16 protein-coding genes and 1 other RNA gene are annotated in these 19165 nt (G+C 49.6%); 6 read left to right on the plus strand and 11 right to left on the minus strand.

The window, feature by feature from the left end; all coding sequences use genetic code 11:
- Position 1: 1 nt before the first annotated feature.
- The 7 genes from mraY to mraZ are packed head-to-tail and all read right to left on the minus strand — an operon-like array spanning position 2 to position 7357.
- A complete protein-coding gene (gene mraY / locus J3B89_RS07075; protein WP_215396811.1) occupies positions 2-1084 on the minus strand; it encodes a phospho-N-acetylmuramoyl-pentapeptide-transferase in 1083 nt (360 codons plus the stop codon).
- Positions 1078-2454 carry a UDP-N-acetylmuramoyl-tripeptide--D-alanyl-D-alanine ligase gene (locus J3B89_RS07080; protein ID WP_215396812.1) on the minus strand — a complete coding sequence of 459 codons (1377 nt, stop codon included), beginning with the start codon at positions 2452-2454 and terminating at the stop codon, positions 1078-1080. The genes mraY and J3B89_RS07080 overlap by 7 nt, the downstream gene beginning before the upstream one ends.
- The gene (locus J3B89_RS07085; RefSeq protein WP_215396813.1) at positions 2451-3908 is read right to left on the minus strand and encodes a UDP-N-acetylmuramoyl-L-alanyl-D-glutamate--2,6-diaminopimelate ligase; all 1458 of its coding nucleotides are present in this window, start codon (positions 3906-3908) and stop codon (positions 2451-2453) included. Before J3B89_RS07085 ends, J3B89_RS07080 begins: the two co-directional genes overlap by 4 nt.
- Positions 3898-5649, minus strand: a complete 1752-nt coding sequence (locus J3B89_RS07090) for a penicillin-binding transpeptidase domain-containing protein (protein ID WP_215396814.1) — start codon at positions 5647-5649, stop codon at positions 3898-3900. Before J3B89_RS07090 ends, J3B89_RS07085 begins: the two co-directional genes overlap by 11 nt.
- A complete protein-coding gene (ftsL, locus tag J3B89_RS07095) occupies positions 5646-5954 on the minus strand; it encodes a cell division protein FtsL (RefSeq protein ID WP_215396815.1) in 309 nt (102 codons plus the stop codon). The genes J3B89_RS07090 and ftsL overlap by 4 nt, the downstream gene beginning before the upstream one ends.
- Positions 5947-6891 carry a 16S rRNA (cytosine(1402)-N(4))-methyltransferase RsmH gene (rsmH, locus tag J3B89_RS07100; RefSeq protein WP_215396816.1) on the minus strand — a complete coding sequence of 315 codons (945 nt, stop codon included), beginning with the start codon at positions 6889-6891 and terminating at the stop codon, positions 5947-5949. The genes ftsL and rsmH overlap by 8 nt, the downstream gene beginning before the upstream one ends.
- Before the next feature lies 1 nt (position 6892).
- A complete protein-coding gene (gene mraZ / locus J3B89_RS07105; protein WP_215396817.1) occupies positions 6893-7357 on the minus strand; it encodes a division/cell wall cluster transcriptional repressor MraZ in 465 nt (154 codons plus the stop codon).
- A 378-nt stretch (positions 7358-7735) separates the two neighbouring features.
- Between mraZ and J3B89_RS07110 the strand changes: the two genes are divergently transcribed.
- A complete protein-coding gene (locus J3B89_RS07110; RefSeq protein ID WP_215396818.1) occupies positions 7736-8581 on the plus strand; it encodes a MurR/RpiR family transcriptional regulator in 846 nt (281 codons plus the stop codon).
- A 5-nt stretch (positions 8582-8586) separates the two neighbouring features.
- Here the strand turns inward: J3B89_RS07110 and J3B89_RS07115 are convergent, their stop codons facing one another.
- Positions 8587-9681 carry a dipeptide epimerase gene (locus J3B89_RS07115; RefSeq protein WP_215396819.1) on the minus strand — a complete coding sequence of 365 codons (1095 nt, stop codon included), beginning with the start codon at positions 9679-9681 and terminating at the stop codon, positions 8587-8589.
- A gap of 11 nt (positions 9682-9692) precedes the next feature.
- Positions 9693-11069 carry an NlpC/P60 family protein gene (locus J3B89_RS07120; RefSeq protein ID WP_215396820.1) on the minus strand — a complete coding sequence of 459 codons (1377 nt, stop codon included), beginning with the start codon at positions 11067-11069 and terminating at the stop codon, positions 9693-9695.
- 257 nt (positions 11070-11326) lie between these two features.
- On the opposite strand from J3B89_RS07120, the gene J3B89_RS07125 reads away from it, so the two are divergent.
- The gene (locus J3B89_RS07125; protein WP_215396821.1) at positions 11327-14362 is read left to right on the plus strand and encodes a TonB-dependent receptor; all 3036 of its coding nucleotides are present in this window, start codon (positions 11327-11329) and stop codon (positions 14360-14362) included.
- 110 nt (positions 14363-14472) lie between these two features.
- On the opposite strand, the gene rnpB is transcribed toward J3B89_RS07125, so the two are convergent.
- Both rnpB and rsmI read right to left on the minus strand, forming a co-directional pair.
- Positions 14473-14841: RNase P RNA component class A (gene rnpB / locus J3B89_RS07130), an RNA gene on the minus strand.
- A gap of 20 nt (positions 14842-14861) precedes the next feature.
- Positions 14862-15713, minus strand: a complete 852-nt coding sequence (gene rsmI, locus J3B89_RS07135; RefSeq protein ID WP_215396822.1) for a 16S rRNA (cytidine(1402)-2'-O)-methyltransferase — start codon at positions 15711-15713, stop codon at positions 14862-14864.
- Between the two features lie 86 nt (positions 15714-15799).
- Here rsmI and J3B89_RS07140 point away from each other — a divergent pair, with 86 nt between their 5' ends.
- From J3B89_RS07140 to dolP, 4 genes are read left to right on the plus strand one after another with little or no spacing between them, the layout of a single operon-like run.
- On the plus strand, positions 15800-17632 hold the full coding sequence (locus J3B89_RS07140) for a penicillin-binding protein activator (RefSeq protein ID WP_349814199.1): 1833 nt from the start codon (positions 15800-15802) through the stop codon (positions 17630-17632).
- Between the two features lie 7 nt (positions 17633-17639).
- The gene (locus J3B89_RS07145) at positions 17640-17987 is read left to right on the plus strand and encodes a YraN family protein (protein ID WP_215396824.1); all 348 of its coding nucleotides are present in this window, start codon (positions 17640-17642) and stop codon (positions 17985-17987) included.
- 21 nt (positions 17988-18008) lie between these two features.
- A complete protein-coding gene (locus J3B89_RS07150; protein WP_215396825.1) occupies positions 18009-18590 on the plus strand; it encodes an SIS domain-containing protein in 582 nt (193 codons plus the stop codon).
- Positions 18587-19162 (plus strand): division/outer membrane stress-associated lipid-binding lipoprotein, encoded by a 576-nt coding sequence (gene dolP, locus J3B89_RS07155; RefSeq protein WP_215396826.1) that lies wholly within the window; start codon positions 18587-18589, stop codon positions 19160-19162. Before J3B89_RS07150 ends, dolP begins: the two co-directional genes overlap by 4 nt.
- Positions 19163-19165: the final 3 nt, after the last annotated feature.

The raw sequence follows: 19165 nt of genomic DNA on the forward strand, positions 1-19165 counted from the left end.
GTTATCTCAGTTTCAGGGTGGCCAGGCCCACCAGCACAAAGATGATGGATAAAATCCAGAACCGCACAATTACACGTGGTTCAGGCCAGCCTTTTAATTCATAGTGATGGTGAATAGGCGCCATGCGGAAAATACGCTGGCCACGCAATTTGTAAGAGCCTACCTGCAAAATTACCGACAGCGTTTCCATAACAAAAACACCGCCCATAATAAACAGCACTATTTCCTGCCGTACCAGAATGGCAATAACGCCCAATACCGCGCCCAGCGCCAGTGAGCCCACATCGCCCATAAACACCTGTGCCGGATAAGTGTTAAACCATAAAAAGCCCAGACCTGCGCCCACTAAAGCCGCGCACACTACTACCAGCTCACCGGCGTAGGGCAGATAAGGGATATTCAGATAACCGGAGAAATTCACGTTGCCGCTGGCGTAAGCAATAATGGCAAACGCTGACGCCACCATAATAGTAGGTACTATGGCCAGGCCATCTAGGCCGTCGGTCAGGTTAACAGCATTGCTGGTACCGACAATGACAAAGTAACTCAGCGCAATAAACAATAAGCCCAACTGCGGCATAACGTCTTTGAGAAACGGCACCAGCAGCGCAGTTTCAGCCGGGCGCTCGGCGGTAAAATATAAAAAGGCAGCGGTAGCAATGGCAAACAGCGACTGCCAGAAGTATTTCCAGCGGGCTATCAGGCCTTTGGGATCTTTGCGGATAACTTTACGGTAATCATCTACAAAGCCAATCAGGCCGAAGCTTATCAGCACAAACAGCACTACCCAGACGTACTTGTTATCCAGATCGGCCCATAGCAAGGTGCTTAACAGCACTGAGCCTAAGATCAGCAGCCCTCCCATGGTTGGAGTGCCTTTTTTCGAGAAATGGCTTTGCGGGCCGTCGTTACGTACCACCTGGCCAATTTGCATCAGTTGCAAACGCGCAATAAGCTTAGGCCCCAGATACAGGCTTAATAGTAATGACGTTAAAATACCCAGTATGGCGCGAAACGTCAGGTAACTGAATACATTAAAAAAGCTGTAGTATTGGGTTAAATACTCGGCCAACCAAACTAGCATGGGCTGTTCTCCTGCTGACATCTTTCTAGCAAGTCTTGCACGACTAATTCCATTTTCGCGCTACGCGAACCTTTCACTAGCAGGGTGACTTCCTGTTGTTCTGACACTATCGGCAACAGGCGCTGTAACAGCGCCTGACGCGAACTGAAATGAGCACCTTGTCCATTGAACAAGTCACTGGCGCTCTGTGATAACACGCCAAGGGTGAACAACAGATTAATACCTGATTTTTTTGCGTATAAACCAATCTCTTCGTGGTATAAACGGGCATCTGCGCCCAGTTCAGCCATGTCGCCTAATACCAGCACCCGGTAGCCGGAATACGACGCCAGCAGATCAATAGCAGCCTTCACCGACTCGACATTGGCGTTGTAGGTATCGTCAATCAGCCGCAACTGCGGGTTAACCATTTTGATATTAGTGCGGCCTTTTACGGCCTGCATTTGTGCCAGCCCCAACTGAACATCGGTCAGTGTGGCGCCAACAGCGATACAGGCTGCAGCTGCAGCCAGTGCATTAGCGACATTGTGCCGTCCGGGGATTGTCAGTTGAATAAACTGGCGGCCTGCCGGGCAAATAAGCTCAAAACCGGCACAGCCCTGTGTATCCAGTACTATGCCCTGGGCATAATAATCGGCCGGCCCGGTAGCCGAAAACTGCATTACTGTTTTGCCTTCAAGCCGTTTTAACCAGTAATCGCGGTATTCACTGTCAGCCGGCAGTATGGCAAGGCCGTTTGCTGATAAGCCGTTAAAAATCTCGCCTTTAGCACGTGCCACACCATATACATCACCAAAGCCTTCTAAATGCGATGCCGCAACATTGGTAATAATGGCAACATCCGGCTTAGCCAGTGAGGTGGTGTAGGCAATTTCGCCCTGATGATTTGCCCCCAGCTCCAGCACCGCATAGTTATGTTTTTCTGTCAGGCGCAGCATAGTAAGCGGCACGCCGATGTCGTTATTAAAATTGCCCTGGGTCGATAACACCTGGCCACGGCGGCTTAAAATAGCTGCCATCATTTCTTTAACAGTGGTTTTACCGGCACTACCGGTAACCGCAATAGTTTTGGGCGCCAGCCTGGCTTTTACCGCCGCAGCCAGTTGCCCCAGCGCCAGACGGGTGTCTTGTACCACAATCTGGCTAATAGCTTCAGATACCTGATGCTCTGTAACTACGGCAACCGCGCCTTTGGCTTTAACTTCGGCAACAAAAGCTGTGCCGTCAAAATTCGGCCCCTTTAAGGCAATAAACAACTCGCCTGCACTGATACTGCGGCTGTCGGTACTGACTGATGTTACTGTGACATCGTCACCGTGCAGACTGCCGTTTAAAATTTCAGTTATGTCGGAACAGCGTAAGCTAATCATAATGACATCTCCGCAACCAGTTGCTGCAAATAAGCGCGCTCGTCGTACTGGCGAACTTCTGCGCCAATAATCTGTACTGTTTCGTGTCCTTTACCGGCAACCAGAACAATGTCGCCGGGCTGCGCACTGGCCAGCGCCAGCTTAATGGCGGCTTTACGATCTGGCTCTATCTGGTAACTGGCGTCCGGGCTCATGCCGGCGGCAATTTCTTCGCAAATTGCCACAACCTCTTCGCTGCGCGGATTATCGGCGGTAATAATAATATGGTCGGCAAACAACTCTGCCAGTTGGCCCATTAGCGGCCGTTTACCACGATCTCTGTCACCACCGCAGCCAAATACGCACCACAGGCGGCTGGCACAGTGCATACGCAGTGACTGTAATGCCTGCTGCAGTGCGTCAGGCGTGTGGGCATAATCAATAACAGCAGTAAACTGCTGTGGAAAAACAAACTGTTCCATCCGCCCTGGCACAGCTTTTAACTGCCCGGCTGCGGCAATAAGGCTATTCAGCGGCTGGCCCAGCATGTGCAGGGCGCCAATAGCGGCCAGCACGTTCTGAATATTAAACTCACCCAGCAGTGGCAGTTGCAGGCTGAAGTCACCTAAATGGCTGCTAAGACGGACCTGATAGCCATTTACCGTTGGTACCACATCTGAATACGCCAGATAACGCTCAAAGCCGTTACAGTCTTCTGCTTTGCCATAGACAAACAGCGGATTGACACACTGTGCCGCCAAAGCACGGCCAAATTCATCAGAAACATTAATAACTGCTGTCTGGCTCAGTTCCGGTTTAAATAACAAAGCTTTGGCTGCACCGTATTCGGCCATAGTGCCGTGGTAATCAAGATGATCGCGTGTCAGGTTGGTAAACACCGCCACATTAAAATGTAAACCGGCAACCCGTTGTTGTACTAACGCATGGGATGACACTTCCATCGCTGCCAGTTTAACGCCCGATCGAACAAATTCGGCCAGAATACGTTGTAAATCAACAAAGTGTGGTGTGGTATTAGGTAAGGTTGTCAACTGTTGGTAATAGCCATACCCCAGAGTACCGATAACCGCAGCATTAGTAGCCAGCAATTCTGCCAGTTGATTAATAAAAAACGCTATGCTGGATTTACCGTTAGTACCGGTAATACCCACCAGTTGCAGTTGTGCAGCCGGTTGCTGATAAAACGCGCCAACCAGTTGCGGCAGTATTTGAGTTAACTGCGGTAACACCAGAATGCGTTCGTCGGTGTAGCTGCCGTTGTCAGTTAATACCAGGGCAGCTCCCTGCGCCAGCGCTTTGCTGATAAACTGGCTGCCATGCTGCTGCACGCCAGGTATAGCCAGAAACACATCACCGGCACCCACTTTGCGGCTATCCAACTGTAATTGTTGCACCTGAACATCGGGAGCACTGATATTATAAGCAGCTAACCAGCTGCGGGCATTAACCGGCATTGCGGCCTCCCGTTACGGCAGAGAGTTTAGGCTGGCTGTTGCTATCCGGGGCCAGGTTAAGTAGTTGCATGGTTGCCCCCATAATATTGGCAAACACCGGGGCAGCAATTTCGCCGCCGTGATAAAAATCACCTGCTGGTTCGTTAATTACCACGACACATGCCAGCCTGGGGTTAGACACCGGGCCAACGCCAGCGAATGAAGCAACGTAGTCATCACCGTAGCCACCGGCTATAGCTTTACGTGCAGTACCCGTTTTACCACCAACACGGTAACCCTTAACCTGCGCACGGGTGGCAGTGCCGCCCGGCATAATATTAGCTTCCATCATTTCCAGCATGGCGGCAGCATGCTCGGGGGCCAGCACTTGCTCGCCCGGATGAGGCTGATCTGATTTTAAAATAGTCAGCGGCCGGCTGATGCCGCCATTGGCCATAGTGGCATACACCTTTGCCAGCTGGGCTGCGGTAACTGACAAGCCATAACCGAAAGATAAGGTGGCACGCTCAAAGTCGGACCAGCGCCGGCGATGGCTTAACATGCCACCACTTTCGCCATTCAGGCCAAGGCCGGTATCTATGCCCAACCCCATATTGGCGTACAGGCCAATAACATGCTCTACCGGCATATCCAGCACCAGTTTACTGACACCAATATTGCTTGATTTCTGGATAATACCGGTCAGGCTGAGGTTGTTATAGTTGTTGGCATCGCGCACCCAGCTACCGCCAATGCGCATATAGCCCGGCGACGTATTAACAACCTCATTTAGTTTGGCTGAGCCAAACTCCAATGCACTTAATACTGCCAGCGGCTTCATGGTTGAACCTGGTTCAAAGGTGTCGGCAATGGCGCGGTTACGAAACAGGTAAGACGGTGTATTACGCCGGTTGTTAGGGTTAAACGATGGGCTGTTTACCATCGCCAGCACTTCACCGGTTAATACATCCACCACTATAGCTGAGCCTGAAGTTGCACCATGTGCCAGTACGGCTTTTTTCAGCTCGCGGTACGTTACCGACTGAATACGCTGATCAATACTTAACTGCACATTACCCGGCGCCTGCGCCTGGGCCCGCTCAATCACTTCTATTTCCCGGCCTTTGGCATCTTTACGGAAAACTTTGCGCCCGGCAGTACCGGTTAACAGCTCATCAAAGCGTTTTTCAATACCTTCTACGCCAACGTCATCAACATTGGTAAAGCCCAGCAGTTGCGCGGTAACTTCGCCTGCCGGGTAATAGCGGCGTGATTCCTGACGAAAATAAATACCCGGTACTTTGAGTTTTTTCACATAGTCGACTACTGCCGGATTAACCTGACGTTGCAGGTAAACAAAACGGCGCTGCGGGTTGTCGCCAATCCGGCTTAGTAACTGTGCCGGTGTCAGTTGCAGTATTTCTGCCAGGGCATGCCAGCGCCGCTCATCGGCTGCGGCATTGCGCTCGATAACCACTTTGGGATCAGCCCAGATAGCCTCAACCCCAACACTAACGGCAAGTTCTTCACCGTTACGGTCAACTATCATGCCGCGCAGCACGCTGTTAGACTCTACCCGCAGGCTGCGGGCATCGCCCTGGCTTACCAGCATGTCTGGCTCTATTACCTGTAGCCAGGCAGCACGTACTACCAGGGCGGTAAATACGGCAGTTAAACTCAGCAGCACAAAAGCAAAACGCCAGCCCAACACTGAAGGTGATGTTCTGGCTTTAGCCTGAGGTACTTTCTTTGCCCGGCTCATGGCTGTGTCACCGCGACATCCCGCTCACCGGCAGGACGTAACATTTGTAATTTATTGCGGGCGATATCTTCTACCCGGCTGTGCTCAGACAACGCCCGTTGCTCCAGCAGCAGGTTGCGCCATTCAATATCCAGCTGATCGCGTTGCTGGTACAAACCGTCCTGCGCTATGGTGAGCTGCCGGTTTAAATGGGCAAAATGCACCACTGTCAATGCCGAGGCAATACAGGCCAGCAGCAACAGCGCCAGCCACTTTTGTGCCCGCCAGTCCTGGCCAATTAAGCGATGTAGGCTGATATTACTCATGACGCTGCTTCTCGGCTATGCGTAGCACTGCGCTACGCGCTCTGGGGTTGGCTTCAAGCTCTTGCTCAGATGGCATAATGGCTTTACCAATCAACGTAAGCGCAGTGCGCTGTTGCATTTGAGCCGCTGTCAGCGGTATACCGCGAGGTACAGGTTCACCTTTGGCATGGCGGCGCATAAACTGTTTAACCAGCCGATCTTCCAGTGAATGAAAACTGATCACCACCAGGCGGCCGCCGGGTTTTAGCACCTGCATGGCAGCTTGTAAGGCCAGGTTTACTTGTTCCAGCTCACTGTTAATGTAAATACGGATCGCCTGAAAGCTGCGCGTAGCCGGATGTTTTTTCTCTTTATTGCTTTTGGGCACGCTGTCACTTATCAGTTTTGCCAGCTGTGCCGTACGGGTTATTTGCGTTTCTGCACGCGCAGCCACTATGGCCTGCGCTATACGCCAGGCAAACTTTTCTTCGCCGTATTCCCGCAAAACAAAACTGATGTCCTCTACATCAGCCTCAGCCAGCCATTTGGCAGCACTGATGCCTGAGCTTGGGTCCATCCGCATATCCAGCGGGCCGTCGCGCATAAAACTAAAACCACGATCAGCGTCGTCCAGTTGTGGGGAGGACACACCAAGATCGAGTAAAATGCCATCGAGTGCACCGTTGATGTGCAACTGCTCAGCGATAGTTGCCAGGGCGGCAAAGGGGCTGTGGGTGATATGAAAGCGGGGGTCTGCCTTAAGTGGCTCGGCAGCGGCTATCGCGGTGGGGTCGCGATCTATAGCAAATAAACGGCCTTGCGGGCCCAATAAAGATAAAATAGCCCGGCTGTGGCCACCGCGGCCGAAAGTACCGTCAAGGTAGCAGCCGTCTGGTTTTATTGCTAGCCCGTCCAGTGCTTCTTGCAGCAGAACGGAAATATGCGCCACAGTAGTCATTTTACAGTGCAAAATCCTGTAATCGCTCTGACAATTCAACATCACCGGCCTGAGCTTGCTCTAATGCGATATCTGCAGTAAGCCGCTCATGCCAGGCAGTTTCATCCCAGATTTCAAATTTATTTAACTGGCCAACCAAGCGGATACCTTTGGTCAGGCCAGCGTGTTGCCTAAGCGGAGCAGGCAATAAAATACGGCCACTTTTGTCCATATCGCAATCAGTAGCATTACCCAGCAGTACGCGCTGTAAGCGGCGCTCCTGCGGATTTAAGCTGGACAGGCGTTTCAGTTTTTCTTCTATTTCTTCCCACTCTGCCAACGGGTACAACAATAAGCAGGGGTCGTGCAGGTCAATTGTACAGATCAGATGGCCCTGACAATCAGACAGCAGAAATTCGCGGTAGCGCGCGGGTAGCGCTAACCGGCCTTTCTCGTCCAGTGTCAACGTAAATGAGCCACGAAACATTAAGCTTCCTGAGTATGTTATTTAACAGCTTTGGCTTACGGGTAACCCAATTTGATCCACTATTACCCACAAATCCCCACAATGATACAGTTTAGGGTGCCCCTTTCCCCCTTGTCAAGGTAAAAACAGCGTGTATTGATCGATTGCAACCACAGTAAAAACAAGTGCTGTAGCAAAGGTGATGATTTTGGTGGAAAAAAGTGGAGCGTCGATCAGGCAGTGAGATCAAGCCAGCACAAACATAGCCAGGCTGATATTGTATTAGTGCTTTTTGCAACAGTGACTTGCCAAGTCAGAATAAATTATTCAATACTGAAGCTAAGTATTAATAACAAATTCCCGCTCACTGTAGCAGCCGGCAAAAAGGAAGATCGTATTATGGTGTGTTTACTGAAAATTCGCGGCATGCTGGAGCAAATGTCAGTGATTGAGCGTAAGCTGGCAGATTTTATTCTAGACAACGCACATTTGCTGCGCGATTACTCTTCGCAACAACTGGCCGACGCCGTGGGGATCAGCCAGTCGAGTGTGGTAAAGTTTTGCCAGAAGCTGGGCTATAAAGGCTACCCCGATTTAAAACTGGCGGTAAGTGAAGCGGTTATTACGGCATCGACCCTGCAACGTGATACCCATGAACATCAGCCTCAGCCCAATACATTACTGACACTGGTAGAGCAGCTGCAGTTTAGCCTGCAACATCATTTTCGTGCCTTGCTGGAGATTAACACTGAGAAAACGCTGCTTGATGTGGCCGATTTGCTGTCGCAGGCGGATAAAATTCTGATAGCGGGTTTTGGCCAGTCCGGCATTGTAGCCCATGATATGCAATACCGTTTGTTGCAACTGGGTAAGCTGGCTCTGACCAACAGCGATCCGGCCGTTACATTGCAGCTAACCAGTATGCTTAGCACTAACAGTGTGTTGTTGCTGGTGTCAGAATCTGGCCAGAATAACGATTTGTTGAAACTGGCCAAATTTGCCCGTCAGCGGCAAATCCGTATTGTCAGCCTTACCAGTTATAAAACCAATGCGCTTAGCCTGGCGGCTGATCTGGCACTGTTTGTGTTACATGGCGATGAAAATGTGCGGCTTAACCCGATATTGGTGCAACTGGCACAGCAGCACCTGTGCCATATTGTGTATTTACTGCTGTGCCAGCGGCTGAATAATGATTATCAGTTGGAAGAAAACAGCAAGCTGGCAGATTTGCTGGAAAAGCTGTAACAGGCTTAAGACAGCATTTCCAGGCCTTCTATAGCAGTAATGCCAAGCCCCGGTGCATCTTCAATGGTAATATCGGCATCATTAAACTTCACACTGCTTTTTACCGGATCAAACAGGCACAGCGACGGTCCGTCCAGGTCAATTTTGGTAATAACATCAGATTTTGCCACCGCCACATGCACGGCAGCCGCAACGCTGACACTGCCTTCAAGCATACAGCCTATCATGCACTGCATATCGTAAAATGAGCAGATATCAGCAATTTTAATGGCATTGGCAATGCCGCCGGTTTTCATCAGCTTAATATTAATAATGTCGGCAGCACGCATTTTAATAAGGTCAATGACCTCACGCGGGCCAAAGCTGCTTTCATCAGCCATTACCGGCGTATGCACACGCTCGGTAATGTACTTTAAGCCTTCCAAGTCATAGGCTTTAACAGGTTGCTCTACCAGTTCCAGCCGGACACCGGCGTCCTCAAGTTTACGTAGTGCATATACCGCTTCTTTTGCTGTCCAGCCCTGGTTTGCATCCAGCCGGATTAACGCTTTGCCTTCAACTGCGGCATAAATCGCTTTAACCCGCTCAATGTCAACACCAATATCTTTGCCTACTTTAACCTTTAAAGTTTCAAAACCACGGTCAATCGCGCTTAACGAATCAGCCACCATTTTGTCGATGTAATCTACGCTGATGGTAATATCCGTAGTTATTTTAGGTACGCCGCCGCCAAGTATTTTATATAGCGGTGCTTTGTACAGCTGTGCGAACAAATCATAAACTGCCATTTCTACCGCCGCCTTAGCACTGTAGTTTTTCATAATGCAGTTTTGCACAAGGCGGATAATATGATTTAAATCAGCTACTTCCTGCCCAACAATTTTCGGTTTAATCACTGTGCGGATAGCTTCAATAATAGAACCATGAATATCACCGGTGATCACTGCTGTGGCAGGCGCTGAGCCATACCCAATGTGACCGGTATCGGTTTCTACCATTACCACCACATCTTCGATGGTATTTACGGTGCGCAGCGCAGTTTTAAACGGGGTTTTCAGAGGCACACGTAACATACCCAGTCTGATATCAGTTATTTTCATAGTTGCCTCTGTTAACGCAGTGATTTAATAGCATAGAGCGCATCCAGATAAGATTGCTCCGGATTCGCATTTAATGGCAGTAATGGCGTAACCACTACACCGTTCAGGGTACCGACATACAACCCGCTATCGGTAGTTGGATACACCAGAGTATTTACATCGTGGATCATAAACGGCTGTTCATCCACCATGCCCAGATACAGTGATACATGGCCGGGAAAATACAGCAAATCGCCAACCTGTGCCTGTTGTATGGCCGTTAGCTTGTCATCCTTACTGCTTTGGCTGTCAAAGCGGATATTGCTGCCATAAGTTCCGTTGCCCTGCTGGCCGGAATTACGCGGCATTAAAAAGCCGAAGCTGCGAAAAATTTCTGAAATAAAGCCGGTGCAGTCGCGGCCATTGTAATCATGGCCCCAGCCATAGCGCTCACCTAAAAACTTAAACGCCTGTGCCACAACATTACTGGCAGTAAACGGCAGATACCCCTGATGCAAATCCTCTGATCGCGGAATAAGCGCAGCCGTAAAAGCCAGGCTGCCATCTGCACGGCGTAGCGGTAACTGCACTATATAGCTGGCTGCCGGGTTCTGACCATGCACTTTAAAACCGGTATCTGCTGCGCTAAGTTGCGGCAAACGAATGCCCATATCCAGCTGTAATTCAGAAATAGCAGAAATTTCAGGGTTATAAGCAGTACGAACCTTAGCACCGGTAGTAACAATAAAAGGCGCCTTAGCGGTATAGGCAAACACCTGCTCTTTGCTGCCAACAGCAATATCAGCCGCCCTTACCCAGCCGGTATAATTGAAACTGTGCACCAGCAGCCACTGTTTATCCTGGCTCTGGTGTAATACTGCTACGGCATCAGCCACAAACAGTGCGGTTTCGGCAAAGCGATCAAGGTCGGTATTTAACTGCGCATTAAAAACCCGGTCATCGGTAGGGAAGGCTCGCAGTGCGGTGCGTTTCACTACCAAGCCAAACTGTATTGCCGTTTTCGGCTTGATCTGTTTTTGTGCCAGCAATGCCGTGTAGCCTTGCCACTGCTTTGGTGTTACCTCTCTGCCATCTGCATAAAAACGTGGTGTTTCAGGTACACTGCTGACAGCCTGTAATATAGCCGTCAGCTCAGCTTTGCTGTAGTGCGCAGGCAGGTTTTGCAATAGCCGCATTTCACTCTGCTGGTTAAACGTTTGCTGGTTACGCCCGGCTATCTGCTCAGTACTTAACAGCAGTTTGTCGGCACCGGTGAGTTTCGTCTGCCAAAATGTGCTGTTCAGCTGTTCCTGCCGCAGCAAGGGTACATCGGTACTAAACTGTTCCTCAGCAACGGCTGCAACAGTAGCACTGCACCAGCAACACAGCAGTAATAACAGCTTTCTCATTCAGACTCCTGAAAATACGTTGTTTTTCAAGCTTTTTTCACTCACCTCTTGGCATAACCATACTGCCAAAGAATGAAATATTCCAATTATTTTGAAAAATCAGCATAAATTATTTTCAAAAGAAATAAAATATTGCTATGTTAATTTTGAGCAGAAAATAAACATCTGCCAACAAACATCAGAAACGGGCAATCAGAACCCGACAACCGGATAGCGATAAAAAATAAGACACAACTGTAAATCCAGGAGAGAAAGTGATGAAGTCAACACAGCATACCCTGGCTAAAAGCCGTCTAGCCTGCGCAACACAGCGCGCTTTTAGCTCACCGAAAACCGTATCGGCGTTTGTACTTGCTGGCATGTTAGCTTGTGCTCCGGCCTTAGCTCAGCAAGCAGGTGGTATCAGAGGTAAAGTAACGACCGAGCAAACAGGCATCTCAGTTGAAGGCGTTACCGTTGTAGCATCCAGCCCGGTACTGCCACGCCCGCGTACGGTACAAACCCGTGAAGATGGCAGTTTTAACTTACCGCTGCTGATCCCCGGCCGCTACACGCTCACCATTACCGCAGCCGATGGCTCTGTCAGAACCATGGAGGTTGATGTACTGCTGGACCAGACATCTAATGTGAACGTGGATCTGCAACCTAAAGTGTCTGATATTGAAACTATTCAGATTGTGGGTTCACCTTTTTTTGCTCAGCAGGGTAATTCCTCCCTGAGTAACTCACTGGGTTCAGATGTTGTTGAAGCTTTGCCAGTTGGTCAAACTTTCCGGGATATGCTGAAAATTATTCCCGGTGTGCAGTACACCGAAAACGGCACTTTAGGTCCGTCAGCTGGTGGTTCTGGTGCCCATAACAAGTATGGCTTCGATGGTGTAGACGTGTCTATGCCACTATTTGGTAACCTGGCTTCTGAGCCTTCAACACATGATATTGAAATGGTATCGATGGAGCGCGGCGGAGCCAAAGCAGTAGGCTTTAATCGCTCCGGTGGATTTGCCATTAACACCAAATCAAAGTCCGGTACCAACGAGTTTAAAGGGTCTGTTGAGTACAAAATAGAAAACAAAAACTTCAGTGCCTCACCTAAAGATGGCGTTGAGCAAGATGTTGACAAAACCTGGATGACTGCAGCCGTAAGCGGCCCGCTTATTCAGGATCAGCTGTTCTTCTATGGCTCTTACTATGGCCCGGAAGAAAAAGGTTCAAATAAGGTTACTGCGTACGGTCCAACCAAAGCCTATAAAAGCGATCGCGATGAGTACTTTGGTAAGTTAACCTGGGCACCAACCGATGATTTACTGCTGAATCTTAGCTACCGCGATTCTGATCGTATTGAAACAGGTAGTAGTATTGGCCAGTTTGAAGCTGACTCAGTTTCTGCAGGCTCACAGGCTACACAGAAGATTTTTACCTTTGATGGCTCATACATTCTGGGTGATTACACCACGCTAAGTTTTAACATTAATAAATTTGACTATAAAACCGGTGGCAAGCCCGACGTAGAATTAAGCGTAGTGCCTGAGTTGGGCGGCTCACTTGATATTACCAACTTGGAACAAATGGGTTACTTCAACGTACCGGATCTGCTGGCAGATACTGAGACAGATGCTGCCCGTTTTAATGTTGGTGCACAAGAGCTGATTAACCGCTACGGCTATACTGAAAATGGCGTAATGACAGGTGGTGGTGGTGTTGGTGCGTATTTTCAATACAATAATCAAAACTTCTTTCGTGACAGCTTTGAGTTGGCGTTAGACCATGAAATTATTGGTGATGTGTTAGTTCATTCAATTCATATCGGTTTGAAGTATTCCGAAGCAGAAGAGGAATTAAGCCGCTTTTCCAACGGCTGGGGTTCTATTAGCTACCATGGTGGCCGAAACACTGCCTTGGAAAGTGCGGTAGCAGACCTTGATCCTACTTCAGTTTATTATATTGCCACCACTGAACAAATGAGCTTTATTAATGAAGCTGGTCAGTCTGTGTCTGCAATCCACTCTTTCTCAAAATCATGGAATCTGGAAATTAACGATACCATTGAGCATGGCGATTTTACCTACAATATCGGTGTACTTATTAGTAAAGATACCCTGTACGGCCAAGGTTTACGTGCTAATGCAGCAAATGGTTCTGGCTGGGAAATTGCTATGGGCGAGAAGTACAAAATGTACTCTGTTGACTGGAAAGATATGATTCAGCCAAGGTTGGGTATCGACTGGAAGTATGATGGTAAGAACTCTGTGTTTGCCAACTACGCCAGCTATAACCCTGAAGCTAGTTCTCTAGCCCGTGCGGCATCATGGGATCGTAATACTCAACAATCATTAAAAGTTTACTTTGATGAAAACGGTAATTACCTGGATTCAGGCGCCGCCAGTGGTTCATCCGGTAAGCTATTTGCCGATAATATGAAGCCACACCGTATTGATGAAATTACACTGGGTACCACTAAGGCGATTACAGACCGCCTGCAGTTACGCGGCCATACCCGTTACCGTTATGGCTCGCATTTCTGGGAAGATATGCCTAACAATGGCCGTATTGCCGCTTATCCGGAAAGCAGCCAGGCACCTGGTGTGCCTGCACATATCGCGGAGAAAGGCTTGTATATACCTGATTTAGCAGAGCGCTATGACGGTATTGGCAGTCCATCGGGCGGTACCTATGTGATTGCTGAGATAGACGATGGTCAAACAAAGTACTGGGAAGTTAGCCTGGAGGCTGAATACTTTGGTGACCGTACCTACTTCAATGTTTCATATGTCTGGAGTCACTATTACGGTAACTTTGATCAGGACAACACCACCACAAATCCGGATCAAAATATCTTTATCGGCTCATCTAACTATGGTGACGGGCCAGGCCGTTATTCCTGGGATAACAAATACGGTACCTTGGCCGGTGATAAACCACACCTGTTAAAAGCTTTTGGTTATTACACTACAGATTGGGAAGCTAATATTGGTGCTTATTTTGTATACCAGTCTGGCCAACCATGGGAAAACTGGGATGGAGGTTACTACGGCTACAGTGCTGGCACCATCCGTTATTCTGAACCAGCCGGCAGCCGTCGCAGTGCTAGCCACTGGCAGTTAGATTTAAGCTACAATCAGAACTTTACGTTCGCTGATAAGTATGTGCTGAAGTTCCGCGCGGATCTATTTAACGTGTTTGATCGCCAGACAGGTTATCGGATAGACCCCCTGGTAACGTCAACCACATACGGCGAACCGACTAAGTTCTATAACCCTCGTCGCCTGCAGTTATCTGTCGGTTTCGATTTCTAAACCACCTGTTCCTGGTGATTTTTCAGCCCGCTTTATGCGGGCTTTTTTCTGCCGGTACACTATAGAAACAAAAAACCGCAGCCTGTTACCGCTGCGGTTTTTTAGTGTTTGGTGTGAGCCAGCCGTTAAGCCGGGTTCTGTGCTCTGTTGCCAGAGTGACAATCATTCCTCTAGGACTTAAGTCACCTTAAGCCTCAAGCAATCTACCCGCCCCCAACGCGGGCCGCGCCAAAGGGGGCCTATTTGATCTTGCTCCGGGTGGAGTTTACCGTGCCACGAACTGTTACCAGTCGCGCGGTGCGCTCTTACCGCACCCTTTCACCCTTACCTGATCCCGCTTACGCGGGCCATCGGCGGTTTGCTCTCTGTTGCACTGGTCGTAGGCTCACGCCCCCCAGGCGTTACCTGGCACCCTGCCCTGTGGAGCCCGGACTTTCCTCCCCCTGCTTGCGCAGGCAGCGATTGTCTTGGCCAACTCACGGCGGCGATTATACCGGTTTTATTCGGTTTCACCAGACAATTGCAGTGCCACTTTATATAAAGCGTTTTTCTTGCCAGCATGAATTTGTGCCGTTAATGCCGCAGCCTTTTTCAGTGGTAACTCGGTTAGCAACAGTTTAAGGGTATTAAGTTCAGCAGTGCTTACTTCGCTTTCCGCTTTGGGTGTGGGGGCTATCATTAATACCATTTCGCCCTGGCAGCGCTGCGGGTCGGCGTCCAACCAGGCAGTAATTTGCGCTGCTGTACCATATTCCAGATGCTCAAAAGTTTTGGTCAGCTCTTTGGCCAGCACCAGTTCGCGCTCAGCGCCAAACACCTGCACCACATCTTGTAGCGTGTCTTTAATCCGCCGCGCAGTGTCGTAACAAATAATAGTGCCGACACCGGCCGGGATATCTGCCAGCTGGTTTTGCCGCTGCTGGCTTTTGGGCAGTAAAAAGCCGATAAAATGAAATTTGTCGGTCGGTAAACCCGCGGCGCACAAGGCGGTAATTAATGCACAGGGACCAGGAATGGGGATCACCCGTACACCAGCCTCGCGGCACTGGCGCACTAAACTGTAGCCTGGATCGCTTATCAGCGGCGTACCGGCGTCAGACACCAACGCCACATGCTCTCCGGCCAGGCATTTCTGGATAATACTGGCAGCGCGTTGTTTTTCGTTATGATCATGCAGTGCTATGGTTTTGGCACTGATACCAAGATGCGATAACAAGCGCCCGGTATGGCGCGTGTCTTCAGCAGCTATCCAATCGGCCTGCTTTAAGGTGTCAATAGCGCGCTGGCTGATATCGTCCAGATTGCCTATTGGTGTCGCCACTACATATAAAAAACCGTTATCTTTTGCCATTTGATGATTAATGTACGCTATTTAATTGAGCTTAACCGGCAGTCTCAGTAAGATAAGACCATTGTTTCGCTATGGTACTGTGCATTGTGACTTCCAGCAAATTAAAGCCTTTGTTATTTCTCTGCGCCGCAGGCGTGTTAAGCAGTTGCGCGCAAGGCCCGCAACAACGCCAGACAGACACCCCTTTGCGCAGTGAAGCTGCTGCCGAAGGCGAGGTGAAAACCAGTGTTGCTGCCCGCCAGCTATACCAGCTAGCGGCAAATTATCAAGCCGAGCCGCAACATTATCATTTGCTTAAAGCAGCGCGTCAGGCTCTGATTGAGCAGGATTATCTGCTGGCACTGGCCATTTGTGAAAATCTGAAACAAAGCCCGTTTGCACAGATCCGTCAGCAAAACCTGCTGCCACTGTTACAGGCTTATATTGCAACCGGCCAACACGCCAACCTGAGCAACCTGCTGGAAAAAACCGACATAAAAGATGTTGCCCGCGCCGATCAGGCAGAGTTTCTCTGGCTAAGCGCAAGCTACCACAGTGAACAACGCCGCTACCTGGCTGCCAGCCGCAGCTTGCTGCAACTGGAACAATACAGCGATATCAGCACCCTTTACCCACAGTATAATGATTTACTCTGGCGTAATTTGAGCGCGCTTAGCGATAGCCAGTTGGAAAGCCTGAGGGTAAATGCCCGGCAAAATACACTGGCCTGGATTAATCTGGCACAGCTAAGCCGGCGCCATATTGGTAACCCGCAGGCATTGCAGCAGGCTTTTACTGACTGGCAGCGGCGCTACAGCAGCATGCCACAGTTACAGCAGCTTCCCGAAGCCGTACAGCAGCTGTTTAGCTTACAACCGTTTCAGCCGGCCAAAATTGCCGTGTTGTTACCGCTGCAAGGGCAGTTCCGCCAGCATGCTCAGGCTATTCAGTACGGCATTCTGGCCGCTGCCAGTGCCCATAATGCTGAATTAGTGTTTATCGACAGCCAGCAATCAGCCAATGCACTGCATGAGAAAATCAGTGCCCTGCAGGCAGAGTTTGTTATCGGGCCTTTGCTAAAAGAACAGGTTGACGCTATCAGTAATGAAGCAGACTGGCCCTGGCCGACGCTGTTTTTAAATACGCACGACTCAACTAAAACTAACACCAAAGATAAATTTTACTTTGCGCTTAGTATGGAAGATGAGGCCTCCCAGGTAGCTGAGCTGTTTCAGCAAAAAAACTACCGCCGCCCGGTGGTGATCAGTGCCGCTAACAACATCGCAGTGCGGATGCAGCAGCACTTTAGCCGCCAGTGGCAGCAACTGGGCCACCAACCGGCAGAAAGCTACCAGTTTAATAGTAAAGAAGATCTGGAAGCATTGATCGCCCGTTTACTGGAAACGGATCGCAGCCGCGAGCGCTTAAAACAAATTAATAGCCTGGTACCGCAAAAACTGGAAACCGAACCGCACAGCCGGTTAGATATCGACGCCATTTACCTGATTGCTGATCCGGTGCAAACCCAGCTGTTTAAACCCTTTGTTGATGTGTCTGTCAGCCCGACAGCACCAAGGCTGCCTATTTATGCCAGCTCGCGCAGCCACAGCACCAGCCTTAGCAGTACAGATTTACGTGATTTAAACGGCCTGACCTTTACCGAAATGCCCTGGATGCTGGGCGAGCAAAGCTCAGTTGAACTGCGCCAACAATACCAGCAACTGTTTAAAGAGCAGGATGAAACGCTGCAACGTTTATTTGCCATGGGATATGATGCCTATAAACTGGTGGGCAGCCTGCGCCAGCAACAACAATTACCATCTGCTGTGTTTCCCGGCCTTACCGGACAATTGCGGCTTAATGCTGATGGCAGCATAGTACGCCAGTTAAGCTGGGCCAGTTATCGTAACAGCCGGTTAACGCCGGTGCAGGAGCCCTGATTAGCTTATGAATAAACTGGGCCAGCTGTATGAACAACTTGCTCTGGCATATCTGCAACGCCAGGGGTTACAGCTGGTACAACAAAATTATCAGTGCAAAGCCGGTGAAATAGATTTAGTAATGCGCGACAGCAGCACGCTGGTATTTGTTGAAGTAAAATACCGCGCCAGCAGTGCTTTTGGTGGTGCCATTGCAGCGGTTACTGTAGCCAAACAGCAAAAACTGCTGCGCGCCAGCCGCTGGTATTTGCAACAACACAAATTAAGCGATACCGCATGCAGGCTTGATGTGCTGGCTATTGAAGGCCAGCCGCCATATCAGTATCAATGGATAAAAAATGCGATTACGCAGTAGTACAACAAGCAGGATACCCTGATGCAAGAGCATATTCGCCAGCTGTTCAGCGAAAATATTCAAACCATGATAGCCACCGGCGAAAGCCTGGCCGGCCCGCTGGAAAATGCCGCCTGTGTTATTGTTAATAACCTGATTAGCGGCGGCAAAGTTATTTGTTGTGGCGACGGCGCCACCAGTGCGCTGGCAAACCACTTTGCCCAGTTATTGCTGGACCAGTTTGAAACCGAACGCCCCACGCTACCCGCGCTGGCGTTACAACCACACAATCATAGCCTGCAACATTGCCACCAGCAGGATTATCTGGCGCGGCAAATTAAGGCTCTGGGGCAAAGTAATGATGTACTGCTGGTTATTTCGCTTACCGGTGCCGAACCAAGTTTGATAAAAGCCGTCGAAGCAGCATTAACTAACGACATGAAAGTAATAGCCCTGACGGTAGATACCAGTGGCGAGCTGTCAGGTCTACTGAACCAACAGGACGTAGAACTGAAAGTACCGGTACACCGGCCAGCGCGCATTTTTGAATGCTATACCTTTTTACTGCACAGTCTGTGCGAACTGATAGATATGACGTTGTTCCCACAACAAGGAGATTTATGAATACGCTAAAGTTAGTCTGTGCCTGCACCTTATTGGCGTTATTACAGGGCTGTGCCGCTGCCGTGGTAGCCGGTGGTGCATCAGCAGTTACATCAGCCAACGACAGACGTACCCTGGGTGCGCAAATTGATGACAAAAACGTAGTGCTAAAAGCTAAGCGTGCACTATCTGATGACGCCACCACAGCTGAAGGCAGCAATATTAACGTAACCAGTTATAACGGTGTATTACTGCTTACCGGCCAAACCCGCAGTGAAGCCATCCGCCAGCAAGCACAGGCGCTGGTTGGTAAAATTGATGGCGTGCGCGATGTACAAAATCAGATCCGCCTGGGTAACAACACCGCCATGACTACCCGCACCCGCGACAGCTGGATTTCTACCAAAGTAAAAACACAGTTGCTGGCAGATGAGCAGGTAAGCGGCCTGAATATCAAAGTGGTAACAGAAAACGCCGAAGTGTTTTTAATGGGTTTGGTTACCGAACAGGAAGCAGCTAAAGCGGTGGATATTGCCCGCCATGTTGATGGCGTAGCGCGTGTCGTGCGCGCTTTTGAAATCCGCCAGAACTAAACA

Origin of the sequence: Rheinheimera oceanensis, from assembly GCF_018831085.1 — a bacterium.
Taxonomy (GTDB): Bacteria; Pseudomonadota; Gammaproteobacteria; order Enterobacterales; family Alteromonadaceae; genus Alishewanella; species Alishewanella oceanensis.